Genomic DNA, 22,710 nt, shown 5'->3' on the forward strand with positions numbered 1-22,710 from the left:
AAATTAGCTGCCTGCCTGATACATGCAGATGATCCACCCCAATGAGCAGCACATGAGCCGTTTAGTTAAATTTTTTGTGGTAATTGCCATATTGTATTTGTTGTGGATGACGCTGTTCCAGCCAGATGGAGGAATTGCGGATAGCACAACCTATCAGTCATCGCAGCAAGTGCATCAATTTAAAGACTATACCATTCAAGCTTTGGAAACCTATGAAGGTGAGTTTCGGGTATTGTCACGTGAAAATTATAATTTTGGACGTGAAGCCGAACTTAGCCCTGTCGATTTTGCTTTGGGATGGGGCGAAATGGCCAAGCCTGAAGTGTATAAACAGTTGTCTATTCGTCAAAGCAACCGTTGGTATCATTGGCGTTATGAACAAGCACCACCGATTCCTGTGCAAGAGATTGCAAGTTTGAGCGCTAATACGCATTTAATTCCTGCCACACCCGCGATTGCGACACAGTTAAAACAGATTGATGAAGATGATTTGATTTATTTGAAAGGTAAATTGGTTGAAGTTACTGCCGCAGATGGGTGGCAGTGGCGCAGTTCTTTAAGCCGTCATGATACAGGGGCGGGCGCGTGTGAATTAATGCTTATTGAAAATGTGCGTATTATTGAAAATTAGGGTCTATCTACAGACCCAATTGACCTAAATATTTAATAGCTTAAAGGGAGATAGCTCCCTTCAAGCTATTTTTTCCTTTGAGCTATTTTTCTTTTGGCTCTGGCGGTGTCATCCCAAATTGTAAATACGCCATATTGGTCGCAATACGCCCGCGAGCGGTTCGCATTACATAACCTTGTTGAATTAGGTATGGTTCAATTACATCTTCCAAAGTGCCAGAGTCTTCAGCCATAGCAGCGGCCAAAGCTTCCACACCTGCAGGCCCACCATCAAAACGCTCTAATAACATTGATAAATAACGACGGTCTAAGGTATCTAAACCATCTTTATCGACATTCAGCATATCTAGCGCACGTTGTGCCATCTCTTGCGTGACTTCACCTGTGCCTTTGACCTGCGCATAGTCACGAACGCGACGCAATAATCGGTTGGCAATACGTGGTGTACCGCGCGAACGACGAGCGACTTCATTAGCTCCTGCATCGGTCATTGGCACATCCATTAGACTTGCCGAACGTTTGACAATATGGGTCAAATCTTCAACCGAGTAAAATTCCAAACGCTGCACAATACCAAAACGGTCACGCAACGGTGAGGTGAGTAAACCTGCGCGTGTGGTGGCGGCGACAAGGGTAAATGGTGGCAAGTCCAGTTTAATGGAGCGTGCTGCAGGCCCTTCACCAATCATGATGTCCAGTTGATAATCTTCCATCGCTGGATACAAAATTTCTTCAATCACAGGTGAAAGACGATGGATTTCATCAATAAATAACACATCGCCTTCTTCAAGATTGGTCAGCATGGCGGCTAAATCACCTGCGCGTTCCAAGACAGGCCCTGAAGTGGATTTAAGATTGCCGCCCATTTCACGGGCAATAATATTGGCGAGTGTGGTTTTACCTAAACCTGGTGGTCCAAAAATCAGGGTGTGGTCCAGTGCTTCTGCGCGTCCACGGGCTGCACCAATGAAAATTTCCATTTGTTCACGCACTACAGGTTGCCCAATATAGTCATCGAGTGAAGTGGGGCGAATGGCGCGATCAATTTGATCTTCGGGTTTTTCAGAACCACTGATTAGACGGTCTTGCATATCGTGTTAACTAATCTCTTGAGCTGGGCATTTTGATGCTGCATGCACAGCCTCAAAGTATGAGTTGCGTTTAAATGCCTTTGCGAAGGCATGATTTTACTTTTGAAAGATCAAAAGTAACAAAAATCTTATGTTGAGTTGAGGGTATATCCCTATACCCCAACTCAACGGGCGACATCCATGTCGCCAGTCATGTATCCAATATTGGAAAGATGAACTTACGCTAGGTTTGTTGGCATCTTTTATTTATTCATCGACTTTAATGCTGCACGGATAATATCACTGGCTTCAGTAAAATCGGCCTTAACTGCATTAATCAGTTTTTGTGCTTCGGCAGGTTTATAACCTAAAGATTGTAAAGCGGCTTCGGCTTCGGCAACAGCAGAATTGCCTGTAAACTGAATTTGGGTCACAGTGGAATTGCTGCTGCTCACTTCGTTGGACATGGCTTTAAAGCGATCACGTAATTCAATCATCAGGCGTTCAGCGGTTTTTTTGCCCACACCCGGTACTTTAATCAGGGTGTTAATGTCTTCATGTTCTACGGTGTGAATCAGTAATTCGACACTCAAGGTTGATAAAATACCTAGCGCCATTTTCGGGCCGACACCATTGACTTTGAGTAAAGTACGGAAAATGGTTTTTTCTTGGGCTTCTAAAAAGCCATATAACAATTGAGCATCTTCACGCACAGCTAAATGCGTCCACAGGGTAATTTTCTGCCCCTTTTGTAACTGGCAAAATGTGGTGAGTGGTGTGTCAATTTCATAGCCCACACCATTTACATTCAGCAACACGGTTGGTGCTTCTAAAGCCAATACTTCGCCAATAAGACATCCGATCATATTTGTGGTTCACTGATTAATTTAAAATAAGTTGCTGTTCGCATAGTAGAGCGCATTTTCACAAAAGGCAAAATCTGCGCTTAAATCCTACTTCTATTTAGATACAAGTATTGATATGCAAATTACTCATTATAGCAAGCCGACCTTATTGCCTTGTAATTCTTGCGATAAGTTATAGGCTTGGTGATCTGAAAACTTAGAGATAATATCCAAGACTTGCATAATATTGTCATAGTGATTATGCGCAAAATCTGCCCCTGAGCGTTGCAAGATTGACATTAAACGCTGCTCTTTAAAACTTAGGGTTTTATGTGGCGTGGTGAGTGGAATAAACGCATCCAAAATGTTTTGTAAACTTTGATGCGCAATAATTTCCAGCCCTGCCTTTTGTGGATGCTCGAAAATTTTCTCACGAGCTAAGTCTTTGGCGCGATTAATACCAATTTCAATATCTGCCGAGCAATATTGTAAAAGACTGCCTTTGAGCTGTCCCATCAGAATTTCCAAATGGTGTTTGGCAAATGCTGTAGTGACTTCATCGACCAAACGCTTCATGACCCGACCACGCAAAGCGGCAATTTTTTGTTGCCATGTGGTACGTGCCATCGCCAGTTCTGCGGGAATGCCGTAGTCACCAATCAAGTTTAAAAAGATCGGTTCAACTTCTTCATAGCTGAGCATGTTTAAGATAATGCCATCTTCCAAATCAATTAAGGCATAGCAAATATCATCTGCTGCTTCCAATAAATATGTCAGTGGATGACGGCAATAGTGATAATCGCCCAATTGAATCAGACCAAGCTGTTCTGCAATTTGTTTGAGAATTTCTTTTTCGGCTTGGTAACAACCAAACTTATCACGTTGATTGGCAGGGCGGTTGCCTTGTTCGGCAATGGTTTTGGAGAGCCATGGATATTTTAAATAAGCGCCTAAAGTGGCATAGGTTAAACGCATGCCGCCATCATTTGGATGGTAGTCAATTTTGGTGAGTAGCCGTAAACCTTGCGCATTGCCTTCAAACTGACGGACATCGGCTTCTTCTTCATCACTAAGTTTGGCGAGGAAATTGCCGTGTGAAGCATCATCAAACCATTCACGAATGGCGTATTCGCCTGCATGTCCGAAAGGTGGATTGCCAATATCATGTGCCAAGCATGCGGCTTGAATAATCGCACCGACATCGGCAGGGGAAATCCACATAGGCAAGTGGTCTTTAATTTTTTCTGCAGCCAACATCCCTAATGAACGTCCAATACAAGACACTTCTAAAGAATGGGTTAGGCGAGTGTGAATACCATCGTGTTGAGTCAATGGATGGACTTGGGTTTTACGGTTTAACTGTCTAAAACTTTGCGAAAAAATAATACGGTCATAATCTTTATGAAAAGGGCTGCGCGCCTGTTCTGTACTTTGTTTTTTACTACCAATTCGAACTGTGGAAAGCAGTTCTAACCAACGCATTTGAGTCATTTATCATTATTCACTATGTGCTTGTTTTGCATCATGCCAAAAAAATGACAAAAGCTCTAGGGGCGTGCGACATGGCTTGTCTTTTTAAATCTAAATTCATACAAAATGGGGGATAAGTTTGTGGCGAAGCGTACTTTAAATTTTTTTTTGGGGCTATATAAATCGAGGATTGGATGATGCGTATAGGTTGCCAAAATAGCAACAATGCTCAAATTTTTATGCTAATTTCTAATTAATTGTGAAATGGATAGCGAAGCTTAAATATGCTCAAACTGATTTATTATGTGCCTGAATCTCATCTTGAAGAAACCAAACTGGCTATTTTTGCAGCGGGTGCAGGTGGAATTGGCAATTATGAACATTGTGCATGGCAGGTTTTAGGCACAGGGCAATTTAAACCTGTAAAAGGAGCAAATACTTTTATTGGTGAGTTAGATGCTTTGGAACACGTTGCCGAATGGCGCGTGGAAACCATTGTACCTGAGCAAAATGCTCAGGCAGTCGCAAAAGCGCTCAAGGCAAGCCATCCTTACGAAGAGCCTGCCTTTGAGTTTATGCAACTTTTAGATATTAATTTTTAAAGACTTAAATACCAATTTTTAAAGACTTAAATACCAATTTTTAAAGAAAAATAGAATTGTACGATCACTCATATATGGATTGGGGCAAATATAAGTTGCGTAGATAGATTTTACTTTTCACGGGCGAAAAGTAACAAAAGCCCTCTGTTAGACTGATGGTACGTCCTGTACCACAGTCTAACGGGCGACATCCTTGTCGCCTTATCACGAGTCAAAATGTGGCTAGGTTTTAAAAATACAGTTGAAATATTAGGGTCTGTTGACACTTCATCTATGTTTGCGACGTGAGAGATATATCTCGCAAGGTTTTTTAGCTGATATAAGGCATGGGGCAGGAAATTTAGTTATTCTAAATGACTGACTCATAACGCAATAGCAGCAAAAAATATGCTCGTCCCCTTGCGCAGCAAACAAAGCAGCGCTTTGTTCTTGCTCATGTGGCTAAAACTTTCTCAGATTACGTTATGAAACTTGGCAATAGTCTCGCTATTCCTTGCGTTTCATGCCTAATCTGCTCAGTTTTAGCCTACAGCGCAAGCCATTTATGAAATGTTAACAGCCCCTAGACTTTCTGAATAAACAGGTCACGGTCAAAACGGTATTGCGGGAAAAAGACACCATCTTCGGCACGTTCACCTGCAGCAATCACCATCACTGGAAATTGTTGATCATTCAGTTTTAAGAGTTTGCGTACCATCGGCTCATCAAAACCTTCCATCATGCAGCTATCAAAACCGTGTGCGCGAAGGGCCAAGACCATATTTTCACAGGCGAGTGCTGTAGTTTTACTTGCCCAAAGTTTGGCATCTGCAGGGTTAAATGCAGTCACAGGTAATTGTTTATCTAAACTACGTGCAATTTTGAAAGCGACTTTCTTAAAGTTACCTAATGCGTTTAAGTAGCCAGTCATGTAGTTATAAGGAATAAACTTGTAATATTTTTTGACTGAAGCAGGTGCTTCAGGAAAAGGGAACTCGCTGATATTCTTTTTTGCCATTTCATCAACACGGTCTGTACGTGCAATACACACGATTAGCTCTGCTGCAGTACGAGCAGCGATTTGTCCTAAGCAGGCTTTAACCAGTTGTTTTTTCTTGGCAGGATTTTGCACCACGACAAAAGTCCACGGTTGTAAATTAGATGAGTTTGGTGCCAATAAAGCCATATCTAAACAATCATCCAATACTTCCGCAGGAATGGCTTTGTCGGTAAATTTACGCACCGAACGACGGCTTTGAATGACTTTTTTAAAGTTTTCTACATCAATATCTTGTGGTGCAGGTTCAAAATAACGTTCTTTTTTTTCAGCTTTAACATCGGCTGGATTTGGATTAGACATTACAATTTTCCTCAATTTTTTAATGATTGACAGCTCATTGCAGAATATGGGGGCGAATAAAGAAAAAACCACATTCAGCCAAAATGAATGTGGTTTTAAAACGTCTAGTTTACTTGAAATGGGTGTAAGTACATTTCAGCTAAACAACGTTTAATTAAATTGGCTGAAATCAGGTTTACGTTTTTGCATAAAGGCTTGCACTGCTTCCATCATTTCTGCTGAACCGACACGTTGCATAAAAATTTCTGCTTCATGGTCAATCCACGCCACGATTTCATCGACATTATGTTTCATGAGGGCTTTAGATTGTTTGAGTGAAGCCAATGGCAAAGCCGCCAATTGCGCTGCTTTTTGTTGTGCTGTTGCATAGACATCGGTTTCAATGCTATTAACTAAATTTGCCGATAATGCCGTTTCGCTATTGAATTTTTGTGCAGTTAGCAACAGTTCAGCCGCTTTGTGATAGCCTGCTTGTTCTACTAGAAGTTTGCTTGATGCACCTTCAGGCGATAAGCCCAAGCTCACAAATGGAATTTGGAATAGGGCAGTATTGTCGCTATATACCAAATCTGCATGTAATAGAATTGTGACACCAATGCCAATTGCCACCCCACGTACAGCTGCAATCAGCGGTTTAGAAAACTTAGCTGCAGATTTTAATAAGATGAATGGAGGGCCTTCGGCAGCAGGTAGTTGTCCTTTAAGTGCAGCAGACTTCATAAAGTCTTGCATGTCATTGCCAGCACTAAAATCTGCATCTGTGCCACGTAAAATTACACAACGTACTGCGTTGGACTGATCTGCTTCATCTAAGGCTTGTGCAATCCACAAATATAATTCACCATACAGCGCGTTTTTTGCTTCTGGTCGGTTGATGGCTAAAGTCAGTACGCCATTGTCTAAATTCGCATTCAAATGTGGGTGAGGTTGTTGAATACAGCTCAGTGTCATCGTACTATCCTTGCTTTGATTGGTTAGAATTTATGGCTCATTATGTCGCAAATTCGCAGCGCTGGCACAACTCATGAGTTCATAAAAAGTTAGTGAATGATGAGATTTGCGTTCCTAATTCAATGTGAAATTTATTTAGAATTTGGGGTTGTTCATTTAAAAAATGAATAAGCAAGGCGGAATCTTAACGTCTATTAATTCTATTTTAGGATTAACCTTCGGTTCGACCTACTTTTGTTTTAGCAAAAGTAGGCAAAACCATTTGTCATCCACGAAACCTGCCCAATTATTGTTTTTGATTTATTATCTTGCAAAAACAATAATGAGTTGATACCACGCAGGTTGTGGATGACATTTCCGCGTATCAGATAGCATCATGTTGTTATCAAAATTAGGATTGGCGTATTTATTATGCAATATACGTTTGATTATTTGGTTTTCATTGGCCGCTTTCAGCCATTTCATTTGGCGCATTTGCAAACCATTCAAATTGCGTTAGCACGTAGTCATTATGTGATTTTGGCATTAGGTTCTGCACAAAATGAGCGCAATTTAAAAAATCCGTTTTTAGCCAAAGAACGTGAGCAGATGATTTTGTCTAACTTTTCACCTGAGATGCAAGAACGGATTAAGTTTGTGCATGTCGTAGATGTCTACAATGATGAAAAATGGCAAAAACTAGTCAAATCTTTAGTCGGTGAATTGATTCAACCGCAAGATCGTGTTGGTTTAATTGGGCATTTTAAAGATGACTCGTCTTATTATTTAAAGTTTTTCCCTGAATGGGAGATGGTAGAATTAGACAGCTTGCAAGATGCCATGTCTGCTACGCCTGCACGTGAGGCTTATTATCGTGGGGAAATACAGCCTAATTTTTTCCCGCAAGGCACAATTGATTTCTTAACAGCATTTCAAAACACGGAAATTTATCGTCAATTACAAGACAAATACCAGCAGCAGGACAGCAGTAATTTGACGGAGTAATCCAGTTTTTAAATGAAAAAGGATGATTGAAAAAGCTTTCAATCATCCAGAACATTGTGTTTTTTTAGAGGCTGAAAATTAAGCCTGTAAAGCGGTTAAATCCGCAAGCACTTGCTCGGCATGTCCTGCAGCTTTGACTTTACGATATTCTTTCAGTAATTGACCTTGATGGAAAATAAAAGTAGAGCGTTCAATGCCCATAACTTTTTTGCCATACATATTTTTTTCTTTAATCACATCAAACAACTGACACAATACTTCTTCTTTATCGCTAATCAAGTTGATGCCTAAAGATTGTTTTTCGGTAAAGTTTTGATGGGCTTTGACTGAGTCGCGCGAAATGCCAATGATGGTGGTATTAAGCGCATCAAATTGTGGCTTTAGCGCAGTAAAATCGACAGCTTGTGTGGTGCAGCCTGGGGTAGAATCTTTCGGGTAAAAATACACCACTAACCAATCTGTACCAAGTTCGGTTAAATTGACTTCGCCTGTGGTTGCAGGAAAAGCTTGATTTGGTAATTGAATTGTCGTGCTCATATTTTTCTCCAAAATCATGCACATAAAAAACTAGCCACATAAAGTGGCTAGTTGAAATTGTTAAGAAAAATTATTTTTTCTCAGCCGCTTTCATTGCTTCTTCAGTTAAGGTTTTTAATTTACCTGTAAGCTGAGGACCAAAACAAGTTTGCAAATCTTTATTTTGCTTTTGTACAAAAGCTAAAGTCGCAGGGCTCTTTTTCTGGTTAATTGCGCTTTGAATTTCCCATTTTTGAGCGTTGGTTAATTTACCATCTGCTTCTACTGCACAAGTACAATATTTGCTTACTTCAGCTGTAGTCAGTTTTTTGCCTTTTGCAGTTTCTTCTTTACAAACATTAATTAAAGCTGCTTTTACATTGGTGCTTTTATATGCTTGTTGCAACTTGTCATTATTTGCGTGTGTCGTTGTTGCGAATAATGCAGCAACAGACATAATCGCAGAAACTATAATGTTTGATTTTAAATTTTTCATACACTTTACCTTGTTATGACGGTATATAACGCGTTGGGTCTGCAACACCGGCATCGGCAAAACCTTGTTTGCGTAAGCGACAGCTGTCACATTTACCACAAGCACGTCCTTGGTCATCTGCTTGGTAGCAAGAAACCGTTTGACTATAGTCTACGCCATGTTCAATACCTAAGCGAATAATATTTGCTTTGGATAAATGTAACAAAGGTGTCTCAAATTTTAACGGTTTGCCTTCTACGCCAACTTTGGTTGCCAAGCGTGCCATATTGGCAAAAGCATCAATAAATTCAGGACGACAGTCAGGATAGCCCGAATAATCTACCGCATTAATACCAATCACAATTGCTTCTGCATCAAAAACTTCGGCAGCTGCCAAAGCATAAGACAGGAAGATGGTATTACGCGCAGGCACATAAGTCACAGGAATACCTTCTTGCTCATGATCAGGTACTTCAATGCTGTGATCGGTCAGGGCAGAACCGCCCAAGTTGCCTAAATCAATATTAATCACACGATGCTCAATGCCTGCATTTTTAGTCAAGGCACGTGCAGCATCTAGCTCTGTAGTCGAGCGTTGACCATACATAAAACTAAGTGCAATACATTCATAACGCGCTTGTGCCCATGCCAAACACGTGGTTGAGTCTAATCCACCAGATAACAATACAATGGCACGAGGGCGCATAATTGAACTCCAAATTTTAAAATATAGCGATAGAACTTGAGCAAAAGTGTGAAGATTGACGTCAATACGAATGGGGATTCGTGAGGAGATTAACGACCTGTTTCATCATTCCAAAGCAATTTATGTAATTGCAATTGGAAACGAACAGGGAGATGGTCGGCTAAAATCCACTGTGCCAAATCACGTGCAAGTTGTGGCAAGGCGACTGCACCTTTTTCGACAGCAAATGCAGGGGAGAACCACACTGTATCGACTTTTTTATGCAACTGATATTGCTCAACTTGCTGCTTCGCCCAAAGATAATCGTCATGATTGCAAATCACAAATTTGATTTGATCATGTGGGTTTAAAAAATCTAAATTTGATAATAAGTTGCGTGACATTTCACCCGATGCAGGGGTTTTTAAATCCAGCACCTTCGACACACGGTTATCCACTTTAGAAATATCTAAAGCTCCACTGGTTTCCAAAGACACTTCACAACCTAAATCTGCCAAGCGTTGCATGAGTGGCAGTGCATTCGGTTGAGCCAGAGGTTCACCGCCCGTCACACATACATACGGTGTTTTAAATTCTAGCGTGGTTTGGATGATGTCATCTAAAGATTGACGTTCGCCACCTTCAAAAGAATAAGTGGTATCACAGTAATGGCAACGCAATGGACAACCCGTTAAACGAATAAACACGGTTGGCAAGCCCGATGTATTGGCTTCGCCCTGCAATGAATAGAAAATCTCCGTGATGCGTAAACCCGCAGACGGATCAGAAACAGGAATAGCGGAAGATCGGAGGGTATTCATAAAATTCATCACAGTATGTAAAAAAACAAAAATCCCTACGGTCATTGCTGGCCGTAGAGATGGAGAAAACTAAAAAAAGTTTAGTCTTCGCGTAATAAGTCGTTCAAACTGGTTTTTGCACGGGTTTTCGCATCTACTTTCTTCACAATGATAGCAGCATACAAGCTATAAGTGCCACATTTAGAAGGCAGGTTGCCAGAAACTACCACCGAACCTGCAGGTACACGACCATAATGGATTTCGCCAGTTTCACGGTCATAAATTTTGGTCGATTGACCAATATAAACGCCCATAGAAATGACAGAACCTTCTTCCACAATCACGCCTTCAACAATTTCAGAACGTGCGCCAATGAAGCAGTTGTCTTCAATAATAGTTGGGTTTGCTTGAAGTGGCTCAAGTACTCCACCAATACCTACACCACCCGATAAATGCACGTTTTTACCAATTTGTGCACATGAACCTACCGTTGCCCATGTATCAACCATGGTGCCTTCATCTACATAAGCGCCAATATTGACATAAGATGGCATTAACACCACATTTTTGGCTTGGAATGAACCTTTACGTGCAACTGCTGGCGGTACAACACGCACACCTGCTTGTTTGAATTGCTCGTCAGTCCAACCTGTAAATTTCGTGTCTACTTTGTCGTAGAAACGCAAATCGCAAGATTCAATTGGCTTGTTATCATTGAGTTTAAAAGATAACAAAACTGCCTTTTTTAACCATTGGTGAACGATCCACTCACCATTAATTTTTTCAGCAACGCGTAATGTGCCGTTATCTAAACCTGCAATTGCTTGTTCAACTGCCTGACGAATTTCAGCGGGACAATCTGCAGCGCTGAAATTAGCGCGGTCTTCAAATGCTTGTTCAATGATTGTTGAAAGCTGAGACATCGATGTTCTTACCAGAAAAAAATTTTCCAAAGATTTTACACTATATTGAGTGAGGAATAGATAAAAATTGGAACAGATTGGAATTTATCCTTAGTAAGATAAACAAGTTAAGTTGCGCGCTAAATTGTTGAAGTTTTGAAAATAAATGCTTTTGCAATAAACAATAAGAATAAATTTGTATCAAAAAATAACAAAAACGGGGTAAATTTTGCATAAAAGCTGACCGCAACATGCTCTATAGTTTTCTCATGACAAACACGAATGAAAATTCAAAAAGTTTTAGTTTGAGGAGAAACACAATGAAATCTTTACACACAATTTTAGCCGCTTCGGTATTGGCAGCAGCTGCAGGTTCTGCAATGGCAGATACAGCTGTTGTGCAAGATGGTTATGCATTTGACCGTAACCAACTCATTCCAACAGGTGTACGTGCTGAAGTAGGTACAACAGGTTATGGCGGTGCCTTACTTTGGACTGCAAACCCGTATGTGGGCTTAGCGCTGGGTTATAACGGTGGCGATATTTCTTGGTCGGATGACGTAGAAGTTGATGATGTTAACTATGATGTTGATATGGACAACAACTTGACTTACTTAAATGCTGAGATTCGTCCATGGGGTGCAAGTCCAAGTAAATGGGCACAAGGTGTTTATGTAGCTGCAGGTGTTGGTTACATCGATCAACAATACGCTCTACAAGCTCGAAATGATGGTGGAACGATCAAAGTTAAAGGTGAAAATACTGGTTTAAGTAAACTTGGCTATGATCTAGATTATAGCAATGACATTGCACCATATTTAGGCCTAGGCTTTGCACCAAAAATTAATAAAAATTGGGGTGTATTTGGTGAGGTTGGTGCTTACTATACAGGTAATCCAACTGTGACTAATGTAAAAGTTGAAGGAGGCAATTGGGAAGATAACCAATTAGTTGTTGATCACCTTAATGAAGTTCGTAACGACGACAAATACGAATGGATGCCAGTTGCCAAACTAGGTGTAAGTTACCACTGGTAATATCCGATAGCTTTAGCTAAATCAAAAAAACGAGCCTCGGCTCGTTTTTTATGGTTTAAAAGCGGTGTGCAAGTTTGAGATGATAAATCCAAGCATCCCGTTCTTCGAGTTGTGAAAGGTTTAAAAGCCAAGAAGCCTCTTGTTCATTCTTTGGTTGATTAAAGTACAGATAATGAATCCCACTAATCACAAAAGTTTTAGGGGTGAAATTATAAATAAGGCCAGTACCTAAACCTAAATAACCATCTACAGGGTTGAAGCTGGAAGCTGGGTTTCCTGCACCTGAGTCCCACAATCCTTCAACAGCAGTGATCCATTTGGGTGACCATTGATGCGCTAAACCCAAACGTACCGACCACTGATTTTTTGGGTAATCAATCAGATTTAAATTCATATTGGGTACTTGCTGTAGCATTGCAGCATATTGTGTGGGCTGAATTTCAAAATCTTGCCAATTCACCCATCTTAATGATGCATAGAGAAAATTTTGGGCAGGTAAACCTGTTTGAAAATCTAGATTAATCGATTCTGGTGTTTGAATAGTAGTCGCATGCTGTGGTGCAATCTCTAGAGGAAACCCCCAAAAACTTTCGCTAGCATTGGTATGGTGCTTAATTTTAGAGCGGTAGGTAATTGCTGTATTAAATGCATATTCAGGAAGTTGATAGCTGGCACCTACCAGCCAGCCCCATGCGTGATCTTTAGGGAAATGCACAGCATAATCAACGTAAAAATTTTCGACGTGTGTACCAATTCTGAGATTCCCTGAAAAGGATTGGTAGCTCACACCCGTAAACAGATTCCAGTTTGCATTTGGTTGATAGCCGACCAGTGCAGTCATGTTGTTTGAATCGAATTCAACGTCTGCAATTTCTGATAAGGGTTGATTCGTGTCGAATTGATAATCCACATCCGTAAAAAAAGGTTGGTCAAATAATAATGCGACCGAAACTTGTGGATGTGGTTGTAGTTTTAAGGCGGCTTGAAAGTAGTGTTGCTTATTCACCATATCGCCTGTAGAAAACTCAGGATTCCCTAGAGATGAAACAGGTTGCACTTTTCCTGAAACATTCGGGTTGACTTGCAGCACGGACACTTCTGCATAATTGCCTTTTTCAAAGAAAGCTTGAATAGATTGATTACTGCGTTCTAAGCCTGCAGCACAAACATGACCGATGGGCAGCATGTAGAATAACGCAGTATAAATGTGATATTTCATGTTACGCCCTTGGTCGAAATTATAGAATTGTGTTTAAAATCAAATAATCATTTTTATTGTTGATTATATTTTATGCATAATTTGAATCAATTTAAAACATTATTTTCCTGTTTTAAGATAAACGAAGATCATGGCGAAATAATGAAACATAAGAGAGCGAATGCGCTCTCTTATGTGAATGGGGTTATTCGTCAGGATAAGCAATGCGCTTTAACGCTTTAATATCGGCATTTGGTGCACATAAAGAAATAAACTCATAGCCATAGCCACGTAGTAAATGTCCTTTGCGAACCGCAATCCATGTGGTGTTTACCCCAAAAATATCGGTCTGGATTTGTTTTAGACGGTAATCGCGTTCTGCATCGTATGCCACATTGTTTACCACGCCTACGCCCATGCCCAATTCAACATAGGTTTTAATGACATCTGCATCAAGTGCAGACATAACGATATTGACATCAATTCCTGCATCGGTAAATGCTTTGTCAATTTTAGAACGTCCCGTAAAGCCGCCGTGATAAGTGATGATTGGATATTCTGCCAAATCGGTCAGGCTAATCTCAGTTTTACTGGCTAAAGGATGATCTTGCGGGGTAATAATGCTGTGGCGCCAGTCATAATAAGGCACACTTGCCAAGTTCTCTTCAGTGGTTAGAGATTCGGTTGCAATACCAATATCGGCTTCACCTTGTAGCAGCATTTCGGCAATTTCAACAGGGCTGGCTTGTTGCAAAATCAAATGTACTTTAGGGAATTCTTTTTTAAACAAATTCACAATAGGCGGCAGCACATAACGCGCTTGGGTATGTGTAGTCGCAATGGTGAGCGTGCCTTCATCTACTTTATTAAAGTCATCAGCAAGGCGTTTAATGTTATCTGCATCAACCAACATGCGTTCGACAATACTTAGCAACGCTTGTCCTGGCTCGGTTAAACCTAATAGACGTTTGCCTTTGCGCACAAAAAGCTGCACACCAAGTTCATCTTCAAGGTCTTTAATGTGCTTACTCACGCCCGATTGAGAAGTGTATAGTGCCGCAGACGCTTCGGTTAAATTAAAGTTTTGCCGAACGGTTTCTCTAATAATTCTAAGTTGTTGGAAGTTCATAGTGGTGCAACCCTAAAAAGGATGGAGCGGGTTAGGCTCCATCTTGATGTCCTTATGCGACTTGATTTTCAAATAAATGTAAAGTGGTTACACTTAACCAAACCGTTTGATTTGGGCGGAATTGGTGCAGTTTCGCTTCATCTGCAGTGAGTGCAATTTCAATTAAATTCCCTTGGCGATCTTGCAATTCTGCAACTACTTTACCAGCAATCCAAACCTCACGTAAGAAGGTCGCTTGAATGGTATTTTCCTGTGGTTGGGCATGAATATGCAACTCATCTGGACGCGCAAATGCAATCACTTTGCCTTGTGGTGCATTTGGTTGATTGAGAAGTTGTACGCGATCTTCACCAATTTGCACAACCCCTTGATGATGTTGTCCTTCAAAACGGTTGGCTTGACCTAAGAAGTCAAATACAAACGGAGTTGCAGGCTGTTCATACACTTCACGCGGTGAACCAATTTGTTCGACATTACCTTTGTTCATGACAATAATTTGATCGGCAACTTCGAGTGCTTCTTCCTGATCGTGGGTCACGAAAATTGAAGTGATGTGTAATTCATCATGCAAAGTTCTTAACCAACGACGTAATTCTTTACGCACTTTGGCATCAAGCGCACCAAAAGGTTCATCCAATAACAATACGCGTGGTTCTACCGCTAAGGCACGTGCCAAAGCAATACGTTGACGTTGTCCACCCGATAATTGTGCAGGATAACGGTCTGCTAAAAAGCTTAACTGTACCAAGTCGAGTAAACGCATAACACGCTTTTTAATCTCGGCTTCTGAAGGTCGGGTTGCACGTGGACGTACCCGTAAACCAAATGCGATATTGTCAAATACGGTCATGTGGCGGAATAGGGCATAGTGTTGGAAAACGAATCCAACTTGACGTTCGCGCACATGCACATCGGTTGCATCCTGACCCTCTAATATCACTTGCCCACGATCTGCCGACTCTAATCCTGCAATAATACGCAGCAAGGTGGTTTTACCACAGCCTGAAGGCCCAAGCAGCGCCACCAGTTGGCCATCTGGAAAATCGAGGGAGATGTCTTTAAGTGCATGGAATGCACCAAAATTTTTTTCAATATTTTTAACTTGAATACTCATGCGGTCATTCCTTAAGAAACAGTTGAATCTTCATTGCGTTGGTTTTGCTTTTCTTGGCGAATTTCAACCCAAGTTTTTAAAATCAGGGTCACAATCGCGAGAAGTGCCAAGAGAGAGGACACCGCAAACGCAGCACTAAAGGTATATTCGTTATAGAGAATTTCGACGTGCAGCGGTAGGGTGTTGGTTTCTCCGCGAATATGCCCCGATACCACAGATACCGCGCCAAACTCACCCATTGCGCGGGCATTACACAGAATCACGCCGTAAATTAACCCCCATTTTATGTTTGGCAAAGTGACTTTCCAGAAGGTCTGCCAACCCGATGCACCTAATACAATCGCAGCTTCTTCTTCCTCTGTGCCTTGCGCTTCCATTAAAGGAATCAATTCACGCGCCACAAAAGGTACAGTAATGAAGATGGTGGCAATCACAATTGCAGGTACGGCATATAAAACTTTGATGTCGTGTTCCATCAACCAGCCGCCCATCCAACCTTGTGTACCAAAAATCAGGACTAGCATTAAACCTGCAATGACAGGAGAAACTGAAAAAGGCATATCAATTAAGGTGGTGAGAATCGACTTACCACGGAAATTGAATTTCGCCACTGACCACGCTGCGGCAATACCAAATACCACGTTTAAAGGTACGGCAATGGCTGCAGTGAGTAAGGTTAATTTCACTGCCGATAAAGTGTCAGGATGCACCAATGCTTGTGCATAGACACCAATGCCTTGTTTAAAGGCTTCTACAAAAACCAAAATCAGCGGCAAAATCAGACAGCTTAAGAAGAAAATGAAGGCAATTGCAATCAGGGTATAGCGTACCCAAGTCGGTTCACGTGTTGCATCGCGTGATTGTAGTTTTTCAGCCAAAGCATTGCTGTTGGTATTTAAACTCATCGTGCAGTTCTCCCTGTGCGACGACTTGCCCATGCTTGTAATAAGTTAATTAAGAACAGCATGACAAAAGAAATCAGCAACATCACCACAGCAATTGTGGTTGCACCTGCGTAGTCATATTCTTCTAAACGAGAAATAATCATTAAGGGTGCAATTTCAGTTTTAAATGGTTGGTTACCTGCAATGAAAATCACCGAGCCATATTCACCCACGCCACGCGCAAATGCGAGTGCAAAACCTGTAATCAGTGCAGGCAATAAAATAGGGAAAATCACTTTGCTGACAATTTGAAAGCGGTTCGCGCCTAGCGCAGATGCTGCTTCTTCCAACTCGGTTTCTAAGTCACTGAGTACGGGTTGCACGGTACGCACAACAAATGGAATACCAATAAAAATCAGGGCAAGGGTAATCCCGATAGGGGTATACGCGACTTTAATGCCTAATGGTTCTAAATATTGTCCAATCCAGCCAGTCGGTGCGTATAAAGAAGTCAGGGCAATACCCGCAACTGCAGTAGGCAATGCAAAAGGTAAATCGACCAAAGAATCTATAATACGTTTGCCCGGAAAGCTGTATCGTACCAAACACCATGCCAATAATAAGCCGAAGACGACATTAATAAAGGCTGCAATGAGCGCAGCGCTAAAACTGAGTTGCAAAGATTTTAGAATACGTTCTGAACTTAAAATTTCCCATAAACCATCCCAACCAATACCAAGCGATTTAATAAATACTGCCGATAAGGGAATAAGAACAATTAAGGATAAATACGCTAGGGTAAAGCCTAGAGAAAGACCAAATCCTGGCAGCACTTTGGATCGCTGCGACATGATGACTCCTCAAAAGAGAGAATGAGTGTTTGAAAACAAACAGATAAAAGTAAAAGATAAATTCGGCACAAGCATAATTTGCGAAGATTAAATTGCAAATTTGAATAAATACTTGTTGTTATCAGAAATACTGATATGTGATTGCATATTTTCTGCAATCAAATAATCATAAATTTCAGGAAATGCCCCAAAGCCTGATGCAACATTAATATGACCCACTTGTCCTAAATTAATCGGTGTTAATTGCCATGCTTGGGCAAGTGCCTGTGCATCTGCAAAACTTAGCCATGGGTCATTTTCACTGATCAATAAGCGTGTCGGTACAGCCAATTTAAGTTGCTGAAAATAAGCCGAATAATTGCTTTGGCTGTGTTGTGCAAAACCAGATTCACCAAAACGGGCAGGGTTAGCAGGTGCAACCAAAACCACATTTTTAATTTTCGCCTGCAATTTAGGTTGCTGTGCTAAGGCTGCCACTGTGGTCAGACAACCAAAGCTGTGCGCCACAATTTGAATATCGTTCTGAATCGGGGCAACTGTTTTGACAAATTCAGCAACCCAGTTCTGTAAAATTGGGCTATTCCAGTCTGACTGTTGTACACGCGAGCAAGACATGAGTTGTCGTTGTAACCAAGATTGCCAGTGCGCATATTCACTGCCACCTACACCTGGAACAATTACGGTATGAATCATGTCGATGCTCCTTCGCATATTTCAGCCTGAAATAATGATCTGAATAACGCTTGAATATGAATTGAACCCATCATTTTCAGCTTTGGCTGTGATCACTTGGATTCAAAACTCAGTAAGATAATGCTGTAAAATTCATGTTTTAAATAATCTGCAACAAGGATAACTAGAGTTTCTATGCAAAAAAAATAATTAAAAATGAATTTTATATGAATAAAAGAGATATATGTGAATCAGGTAAAAATGCGTTTGTGAAAACACCCGCATTTTTCAATTTGGGTGTTTTCAGCTAGCGCTTTGGTATGATTTACCTTTCGGAGTATTATTTGGTTTGGTTGGCTTTGACAATCTGATCGAAAATGCCACCATTTTCAAAGTGTTGCTTCTGAACTTTGCTCCATCCACCAAACTCTTGATCAATAGTCACCAACTTCAATGGTTTAAATTGCGACTTATATTGTGCCAACACCGTAGCATTACGTGGTCGGTAATAATTCTTCGCAGCAATGTTTTGACCCGCAGGCGAATAGAGATAGTTTAAATAGGCTTTGGCTAAGTGTTGATTGCCATCTTTTTGCACATTTTTCTCTACAATCGCCACAGGCGGTTCAGCCAAAATAGATAGAGAAGGTGTGATGATCTCAAATTTACCCGGTTGTTCACGCACGGCTAAATAGGCTTCATTTTCCCAAGCTAACAAAACATCACCAATGCCACGTTCTGCAAAAGTGGTGGTTGAGCCACGTGCGCCTGAATCCAATACTTTGGTTTGTTTATAAATTTGGCGAACAAACTCTTGCGCTTTAGCATCATTGCCCGCAGGTTGATGTTTTGCCCATGCCCACGCTGCCAAATAGTTCCAGCGTGCACCGCCAGATGTTTTTGGATTTGGAGTAATGATTTCCACACCAGGTTTGACCAAATCGCCCCAATCTCGAATACCTTTCGGGTTGCCTTTACGCACTAAAAATACAATTGTGGATGTATAAGGGGTCGAGTTGTGCGGAAATTTCTTTTGCCAGTCTTTAGGTAATAGACCGCGTTTAGCAATTTCATCAATATCGGCAGCCAGTGCCAAAGTCACGACATCGGCACCTAGACCATCAATCACCGCACGTGCCTGTTTGCCCGAACCGCCATGTGATTGTTTAAAGTTAATGTTTTGCCCGGTGGCTTTTTTCCAGTACGCACCAAAATCTTTGTTAAAGTTATCGTATAATTCACGGGTTGGATCGTAGGAAACATTCAGAAAGTCTTTTGCAGAAACGCTCAAGGTTGTTGCCGAAAGTACTGCCGCCAGTAGTCCAATTTTCAGTTTTGTAAAGTTCATGTTTGACCTCAGGTATTAAATCTGTTGTTGAATGAGGCAAGCATATCGGTAGTCTATTTGCTGAAAAAATAATTTAAAATGCGGTGAATATCAGTAAATGATAAATATAAATTTCTTCATTGTTTTCTATATTTAGAGATAAATAACGAGTACTTCTTCCATGCAGTGTTATAAAAATGCCAAGCCTACCGAGCAGATTCATGTGTTAGATCGCGCGTTTCATTATGGTGATGGATGCTTTAGCACTGCACGTTTTCGCCAAAATCAAATTGAATTATTTGACCGCCATTTGGCGCGTTTGCAATATGCCAATCGCCAACTTTCTTTAAATGCCAATCTTGAGTTAATCACTGAAACGCTGACACTTTTAAAGCAGGCGCATGGCGAGTTAAATGGTACTTTGAAGATTGTTTTAAGTCGTGGTGTAGGGCAGCGAGGTTACAGTTTGCCTGATCATCCTGCCGATGTTTGGGTGTTTTTCTATCCACAAGTACAAGCGGCTTTAGATATGGCATATCATTATGACATCATTCAAAGTGGCGTCTTGACTCAAGCGATTGGACTGAGCATGCCGAATTTAGTTGGGCTGAAAAGTCTAAACCGAATTGAACAGGTATTGCTCAAACAAGAAGCCGATCAAAAAGGCTGGACAGAAGCTTTGGTTACTGATGTACAGGGCAGTGTGGTTGAAGGTGTGAGTAGTAATTGTTTCATTCGTATAAACAATACATGGATTACTCCGCAACTTGGTTATAATGGCGTGCACGGTGTCATGCGGGCAGAAATTTTATCGCGCATGCAACAACAGAATTTGCATTGTGAACAGCGTGATATTCATGCTGCGGAAATTGCGCAGATTCAAAGTCTGTTTTTCTGTAATGCTTTAACGCCCATGAAAATTGTCAGCCATTTAGGGCAGCAGGTTTTAGATGTGCAGCCGTGTGTGGAATTATTTAAGCAACTTCAACTGAATCAGATACATTCTTATGTCTAAACCTAAACGCCCATCAAAATCTAAAAAGAAAACTAATACAGTACAGTCTATGCGTGCCTTGAAAGGTGGCATCATTTTTATACTGGGGCTATTACTGGTGCTTGGCGTGATTTTATGGTCAAGTCTGTTTAGAGATTATCCTGTTGAAGGTCAAAAACAATTATTGGCGATTAATAATGGTGATACTTACTCACGTTTTATTGACCGTTTGGCAGAACAAGATCATGTGAATTTTCCAATTGTTTTAAAACTCTATCAACGGGTGATGATTCACGACAGCATGAAAAAAGGCGTGTATGAAGTCCGTCAGGGCATGAGTGTACGTCAGGTTTTGGAAATGATCGCCAATGCTGAAAATGCGCAAATGAACCGTATTTTGGTTATTGAAGGCACGACTTTTAAGCAATTGATTGAGGCATTAAAGAAAGATGATTTGGTCAGTAAAGAAGTAGTGTATTTACCTTATGCAGAATTGCTGAAAGCTTTAAATATTCCTTATGCACATCCAGAAGGGTTGTTTGCACCAAATACGTATTTTTTTGCTAAAGGTGAAACTGATCGTAAAATTTTAACCGATTTATATCAGCGTCAAATGAAAGCATTAGATGATGCTTGGAATAATCGAGCAGCAGATTTACCTTATAAAAATAAATATGAAGCCTTGATTATGGCCTCAATTATTGAAAAAGAAACCAATGTCGATGCTGAGTTGCAGCAAGTGTCTGGGGTATTTGTACGCCGTTTAAAACTAGGCATGCGTTTACAAACCGATCCAACTGTTATTTATGGAATGGGCGATAAATATCAGGGCAATATTACCCGTCAGGATTTACGCACGCCAACGCCATACAATACCTATACCATGAGTGGCTTAACGCCAACACCAATTGCCTTGCCAAGTCAAAAAGCCATTGAAGCGGCGATGCATCCAGACCAATCTGACAACATTTATTTTGTCGCGACAGGTAATGGTGGACATAAATTTAGCACCAATTTGCAAGATCATAACCGTGCCGTGCAGGAATATTTAAATGTACTGCGCGCGAAAAAATCAGGGGAATAAGCATGTTTATCAGTTTTGAAGGCACCGAAGGGGTAGGCAAAACGACACTCATTCGCCGTATTCATGATTATTTTACTGCACAAGGTCAAGAGGTGGTTTTAACCCGTGAGCCAGGTGGAACCCCTATGGCAGAGCAAATTCGTGCTTTGTTACTCGCGGTCAACCATGAAGAAAAAATGTGTTCAGACACTGAGTTATTGTTGATGTATGCAGCGCGTGCTCAGCATTTAGATCAGGTGATTTTACCAGCAATGGCTGCAGGAAAAACTGTACTATGTGACCGTTTTAGCGATGCCAGTTTTGCTTATCAATGTGCGGGACGTGGTTTAAGTGAAAGCAAGTTGATGACTTTAAATAATAACTTTGTCGCACGTATGCCTGACTTAACTTTTTGGCTCGATGCACCGATTGAACTGGGTATGACCCGTGCACGTGCGCGTGGAGCGCTTGATCGTTTTGAGCAAGAGAAAGCCACTTTTTTTGAGAAAGTAAGGGGTGGCTATCAATCTTTGTGGGAGCGACATCCTGAGCGGGTGAAGCGCTTAGATGCAACACAAAGTCCAGATCAAGTATTTGCACAAGCGATGCACTATTTGTAAGCGAAGGCATAAAACGCAAAGGCATATACAAAAAGGCATAACAAGCCATTGGGTTGTAGTTAGACATTTGATTGAATGGAAAAATCTTCTATAGTGGAAACGCTTTAGAAGATTTTTTAAAAAAATAGCGAATAGTAAGTATGACCAAAGAAGAAATTATTGAATTTTTAAAAGTAGAGTTTCCGCAAAGTCTGGAAAAATGTGAAATTGTGTCCATCACGCCACGTGGGGCATTGGTGAATTATCACATCGATGAACGTGATTTACGCCCAGGTGGTACGGTATCAGGGCCGACTATGATGACTGTTGCAGACTATGCACTTTATATCGCCATTTTAGGGGAGTTGGGTTTGGTGGCTTTGGCGGTGACCAGTAATTTAAACATCAACTTTTTACGTAAGCCCGCAGCAGGGCGTAATTTACGTGGTGAATGTCGCTTAATGAAAGTAGGGAAAAACCTCGTGGTCGGTGAGGTTTGGGTATATTCCGAAGGTGTAGATGATGCCGTGGCGCATGTCACAGGGACGTATTCGATTCCACAGATTGGCTGAG

General features: G+C 41.1%; 25 protein-coding genes. 8 read left to right on the top strand and 17 right to left on the bottom strand.

Going from position 1 to position 22,710, the window contains the following annotated elements; genetic code table 11:
* The first annotated feature begins 52 nt into the window (after window positions 1-52).
* Window positions 53-631: a hypothetical protein gene (locus tag FTU09_RS02320; RefSeq protein ID WP_180079473.1), complete on the top strand. Its 579-nt coding sequence runs from the start codon at window positions 53-55 to the stop codon at window positions 629-631.
* An 82-nt stretch (window positions 632-713) separates the two neighbouring features.
* On the opposite strand, the gene ruvB is transcribed toward FTU09_RS02320, so the two are convergent.
* The 3 genes from ruvB to FTU09_RS02335 all read right to left on the bottom strand — a co-directional run bounded on the left by ruvB (window position 714) and on the right by FTU09_RS02335 (window position 4,036).
* Window positions 714-1,721 carry a Holliday junction branch migration DNA helicase RuvB gene (gene ruvB, locus FTU09_RS02325; RefSeq protein ID WP_004971787.1) on the bottom strand — a complete coding sequence of 336 codons (1,008 nt, stop codon included), beginning with the start codon at window positions 1,719-1,721 and terminating at the stop codon, window positions 714-716.
* Between the two features lie 242 nt (window positions 1,722-1,963).
* On the bottom strand, window positions 1,964-2,566 hold the full coding sequence (gene ruvA / locus FTU09_RS02330) for a Holliday junction branch migration protein RuvA (protein WP_178865673.1): 603 nt from the start codon (window positions 2,564-2,566) through the stop codon (window positions 1,964-1,966).
* A gap of 129 nt (window positions 2,567-2,695) precedes the next feature.
* Window positions 2,696-4,036 carry a deoxyguanosinetriphosphate triphosphohydrolase gene (locus tag FTU09_RS02335; RefSeq protein WP_104851741.1) on the bottom strand — a complete coding sequence of 447 codons (1,341 nt, stop codon included), beginning with the start codon at window positions 4,034-4,036 and terminating at the stop codon, window positions 2,696-2,698.
* A 263-nt stretch (window positions 4,037-4,299) separates the two neighbouring features.
* Here FTU09_RS02335 and FTU09_RS02340 point away from each other — a divergent pair, with 263 nt between their 5' ends.
* Window positions 4,300-4,617 (top strand): NGG1p interacting factor NIF3, encoded by a 318-nt coding sequence (locus tag FTU09_RS02340; protein ID WP_180079474.1) that lies wholly within the window; start codon window positions 4,300-4,302, stop codon window positions 4,615-4,617.
* 562 nt (window positions 4,618-5,179) lie between these two features.
* On the opposite strand, the gene FTU09_RS02345 is transcribed toward FTU09_RS02340, so the two are convergent.
* Window positions 5,180-5,956 carry a nitroreductase family protein gene (locus tag FTU09_RS02345; protein WP_180079475.1) on the bottom strand — a complete coding sequence of 259 codons (777 nt, stop codon included), beginning with the start codon at window positions 5,954-5,956 and terminating at the stop codon, window positions 5,180-5,182.
* Between the two features lie 150 nt (window positions 5,957-6,106).
* Window positions 6,107-6,907: an enoyl-CoA hydratase-related protein gene (locus FTU09_RS02350; RefSeq protein ID WP_131261168.1), complete on the bottom strand. Its 801-nt coding sequence runs from the start codon at window positions 6,905-6,907 to the stop codon at window positions 6,107-6,109.
* Window positions 6,908-7,318: 411 nt separating this feature from the next.
* On the opposite strand from FTU09_RS02350, the gene FTU09_RS02355 reads away from it, so the two are divergent.
* On the top strand, window positions 7,319-7,891 hold the full coding sequence (locus tag FTU09_RS02355; RefSeq protein WP_096901115.1) for a nicotinate-nicotinamide nucleotide adenylyltransferase: 573 nt from the start codon (window positions 7,319-7,321) through the stop codon (window positions 7,889-7,891).
* Between the two features lie 78 nt (window positions 7,892-7,969).
* On the opposite strand, the gene FTU09_RS02360 is transcribed toward FTU09_RS02355, so the two are convergent.
* The 5 genes from FTU09_RS02360 to dapD all read right to left on the bottom strand — a co-directional run bounded on the left by FTU09_RS02360 (window position 7,970) and on the right by dapD (window position 11,290).
* Window positions 7,970-8,428, bottom strand: coding sequence for a peroxiredoxin (locus FTU09_RS02360; RefSeq protein ID WP_096901114.1), 459 nt, complete (start codon window positions 8,426-8,428; stop codon window positions 7,970-7,972).
* 70 nt (window positions 8,429-8,498) lie between these two features.
* Entirely contained in the window at window positions 8,499-8,903 is a 405-nt protein-coding gene (locus FTU09_RS02365; RefSeq protein WP_004971768.1) for a hypothetical protein, read from the bottom strand.
* A 13-nt stretch (window positions 8,904-8,916) separates the two neighbouring features.
* Window positions 8,917-9,588: a 7-cyano-7-deazaguanine synthase QueC gene (gene queC / locus FTU09_RS02370; protein ID WP_136144778.1), complete on the bottom strand. Its 672-nt coding sequence runs from the start codon at window positions 9,586-9,588 to the stop codon at window positions 8,917-8,919.
* 89 nt (window positions 9,589-9,677) lie between these two features.
* Window positions 9,678-10,388 (bottom strand): 7-carboxy-7-deazaguanine synthase QueE, encoded by a 711-nt coding sequence (gene queE / locus FTU09_RS02375; RefSeq protein WP_136144777.1) that lies wholly within the window; start codon window positions 10,386-10,388, stop codon window positions 9,678-9,680.
* Window positions 10,389-10,468: 80 nt separating this feature from the next.
* Complete coding sequence (gene dapD / locus FTU09_RS02380) at window positions 10,469-11,290, bottom strand: 2,3,4,5-tetrahydropyridine-2,6-dicarboxylate N-succinyltransferase (protein WP_004971762.1); 822 nt, start codon at window positions 11,288-11,290, stop codon at window positions 10,469-10,471.
* Between the two features lie 299 nt (window positions 11,291-11,589).
* Here dapD and carO point away from each other — a divergent pair, with 299 nt between their 5' ends.
* Entirely contained in the window at window positions 11,590-12,306 is a 717-nt protein-coding gene (gene carO / locus FTU09_RS02385; protein WP_180079476.1) for an ornithine uptake porin CarO, read from the top strand.
* 55 nt (window positions 12,307-12,361) lie between these two features.
* Here carO and FTU09_RS02390 read toward each other — a convergent pair whose 3' ends face one another.
* The 7 genes from FTU09_RS02390 to FTU09_RS02420 form a co-directional block, all read right to left on the bottom strand.
* Complete coding sequence (locus FTU09_RS02390; protein WP_180079477.1) at window positions 12,362-13,525, bottom strand: outer membrane protein transport protein; 1,164 nt, start codon at window positions 13,523-13,525, stop codon at window positions 12,362-12,364.
* A gap of 184 nt (window positions 13,526-13,709) precedes the next feature.
* Window positions 13,710-14,633: a CysB family HTH-type transcriptional regulator gene (locus FTU09_RS02395; RefSeq protein ID WP_131261163.1), complete on the bottom strand. Its 924-nt coding sequence runs from the start codon at window positions 14,631-14,633 to the stop codon at window positions 13,710-13,712.
* A gap of 52 nt (window positions 14,634-14,685) precedes the next feature.
* The gene (locus tag FTU09_RS02400) at window positions 14,686-15,747 is read right to left on the bottom strand and encodes a sulfate/molybdate ABC transporter ATP-binding protein (RefSeq protein WP_179990088.1); all 1,062 of its coding nucleotides are present in this window, start codon (window positions 15,745-15,747) and stop codon (window positions 14,686-14,688) included.
* Between the two features lie 11 nt (window positions 15,748-15,758).
* Window positions 15,759-16,652, bottom strand: coding sequence for a sulfate ABC transporter permease subunit CysW (gene cysW, locus FTU09_RS02405; protein ID WP_096901108.1), 894 nt, complete (start codon window positions 16,650-16,652; stop codon window positions 15,759-15,761).
* Window positions 16,649-17,482 carry a sulfate ABC transporter permease subunit CysT gene (cysT, locus tag FTU09_RS02410; RefSeq protein ID WP_180079478.1) on the bottom strand — a complete coding sequence of 278 codons (834 nt, stop codon included), beginning with the start codon at window positions 17,480-17,482 and terminating at the stop codon, window positions 16,649-16,651. Before cysT ends, cysW begins: the two co-directional genes overlap by 4 nt.
* Window positions 17,483-17,569: 87 nt before the next feature.
* Entirely contained in the window at window positions 17,570-18,175 is a 606-nt protein-coding gene (locus FTU09_RS02415) for an alpha/beta hydrolase (protein ID WP_096901106.1), read from the bottom strand.
* 319 nt (window positions 18,176-18,494) lie between these two features.
* Window positions 18,495-19,502, bottom strand: a complete 1,008-nt coding sequence (locus FTU09_RS02420; protein WP_180079479.1) for a sulfate ABC transporter substrate-binding protein — start codon at window positions 19,500-19,502, stop codon at window positions 18,495-18,497.
* Window positions 19,503-19,662: 160 nt separating this feature from the next.
* On the opposite strand from FTU09_RS02420, the gene pabC reads away from it, so the two are divergent.
* The 4 genes from pabC (at window position 19,663) to FTU09_RS02440 (ending at window position 22,709) form a co-directional block, all read left to right on the top strand.
* A complete protein-coding gene (gene pabC, locus FTU09_RS02425) occupies window positions 19,663-20,496 on the top strand; it encodes an aminodeoxychorismate lyase (RefSeq protein WP_179990084.1) in 834 nt (277 codons plus the stop codon).
* Complete coding sequence (gene mltG, locus FTU09_RS02430) at window positions 20,489-21,559, top strand: endolytic transglycosylase MltG (protein WP_179990082.1); 1,071 nt, start codon at window positions 20,489-20,491, stop codon at window positions 21,557-21,559. Before pabC ends, mltG begins: the two co-directional genes overlap by 8 nt.
* Window positions 21,560-21,561: 2 nt before the next feature.
* Window positions 21,562-22,158: a dTMP kinase gene (gene tmk, locus FTU09_RS02435; RefSeq protein ID WP_179990080.1), complete on the top strand. Its 597-nt coding sequence runs from the start codon at window positions 21,562-21,564 to the stop codon at window positions 22,156-22,158.
* A gap of 140 nt (window positions 22,159-22,298) precedes the next feature.
* Window positions 22,299-22,709, top strand: coding sequence for a PaaI family thioesterase (locus FTU09_RS02440; RefSeq protein ID WP_004971730.1), 411 nt, complete (start codon window positions 22,299-22,301; stop codon window positions 22,707-22,709).
* The last annotated feature ends 1 nt before the right edge of the window (window position 22,710 follow it).

This window comes from Acinetobacter sp. YH12058, from assembly GCF_013419805.1.
Classification (GTDB): domain Bacteria; phylum Pseudomonadota; class Gammaproteobacteria; order Pseudomonadales; family Moraxellaceae; genus Acinetobacter; species Acinetobacter towneri.

Coding starts and splice junctions, on each gene's coding strand:
- FTU09_RS02320 (WP_180079473.1), top strand. CDS start 53: ATGAGCCGTTTAGTTAAATTTTTTGTGGTAATTGCCATATTGTATTTG.
- ruvB (WP_004971787.1), bottom strand. CDS start 1,721: ATGCAAGACCGTCTAATCAGTGGTTCTGAAAAACCCGAAGATCAAATT.
- ruvA (WP_178865673.1), bottom strand. CDS start 2,566: ATGATCGGATGTCTTATTGGCGAAGTATTGGCTTTAGAAGCACCAACC.
- FTU09_RS02335 (WP_104851741.1), bottom strand. CDS start 4,036: ATGACTCAAATGCGTTGGTTAGAACTGCTTTCCACAGTTCGAATTGGT.
- FTU09_RS02340 (WP_180079474.1), top strand. CDS start 4,300: ATGCTCAAACTGATTTATTATGTGCCTGAATCTCATCTTGAAGAAACC.
- FTU09_RS02345 (WP_180079475.1), bottom strand. CDS start 5,956: ATGTCTAATCCAAATCCAGCCGATGTTAAAGCTGAAAAAAAAGAACGT.
- FTU09_RS02350 (WP_131261168.1), bottom strand. CDS start 6,907: ATGACACTGAGCTGTATTCAACAACCTCACCCACATTTGAATGCGAAT.
- FTU09_RS02355 (WP_096901115.1), top strand. CDS start 7,319: ATGCAATATACGTTTGATTATTTGGTTTTCATTGGCCGCTTTCAGCCA.
- FTU09_RS02360 (WP_096901114.1), bottom strand. CDS start 8,428: ATGAGCACGACAATTCAATTACCAAATCAAGCTTTTCCTGCAACCACA.
- FTU09_RS02365 (WP_004971768.1), bottom strand. CDS start 8,903: ATGAAAAATTTAAAATCAAACATTATAGTTTCTGCGATTATGTCTGTT.
- queC (WP_136144778.1), bottom strand. CDS start 9,588: ATGCGCCCTCGTGCCATTGTATTGTTATCTGGTGGATTAGACTCAACC.
- queE (WP_136144777.1), bottom strand. CDS start 10,388: ATGAATACCCTCCGATCTTCCGCTATTCCTGTTTCTGATCCGTCTGCG.
- dapD (WP_004971762.1), bottom strand. CDS start 11,290: ATGTCTCAGCTTTCAACAATCATTGAACAAGCATTTGAAGACCGCGCT.
- carO (WP_180079476.1), top strand. CDS start 11,590: ATGAAATCTTTACACACAATTTTAGCCGCTTCGGTATTGGCAGCAGCT.
- FTU09_RS02390 (WP_180079477.1), bottom strand. CDS start 13,525: ATGAAATATCACATTTATACTGCGTTATTCTACATGCTGCCCATCGGT.
- FTU09_RS02395 (WP_131261163.1), bottom strand. CDS start 14,633: ATGAACTTCCAACAACTTAGAATTATTAGAGAAACCGTTCGGCAAAAC.
- FTU09_RS02400 (WP_179990088.1), bottom strand. CDS start 15,747: ATGAGTATTCAAGTTAAAAATATTGAAAAAAATTTTGGTGCATTCCAT.
- cysW (WP_096901108.1), bottom strand. CDS start 16,652: ATGAGTTTAAATACCAACAGCAATGCTTTGGCTGAAAAACTACAATCA.
- cysT (WP_180079478.1), bottom strand. CDS start 17,482: ATGTCGCAGCGATCCAAAGTGCTGCCAGGATTTGGTCTTTCTCTAGGC.
- FTU09_RS02415 (WP_096901106.1), bottom strand. CDS start 18,175: ATGATTCATACCGTAATTGTTCCAGGTGTAGGTGGCAGTGAATATGCG.
- FTU09_RS02420 (WP_180079479.1), bottom strand. CDS start 19,502: ATGAACTTTACAAAACTGAAAATTGGACTACTGGCGGCAGTACTTTCG.
- pabC (WP_179990084.1), top strand. CDS start 19,663: ATGCAGTGTTATAAAAATGCCAAGCCTACCGAGCAGATTCATGTGTTA.
- mltG (WP_179990082.1), top strand. CDS start 20,489: ATGTCTAAACCTAAACGCCCATCAAAATCTAAAAAGAAAACTAATACA.
- tmk (WP_179990080.1), top strand. CDS start 21,562: ATGTTTATCAGTTTTGAAGGCACCGAAGGGGTAGGCAAAACGACACTC.
- FTU09_RS02440 (WP_004971730.1), top strand. CDS start 22,299: ATGACCAAAGAAGAAATTATTGAATTTTTAAAAGTAGAGTTTCCGCAA.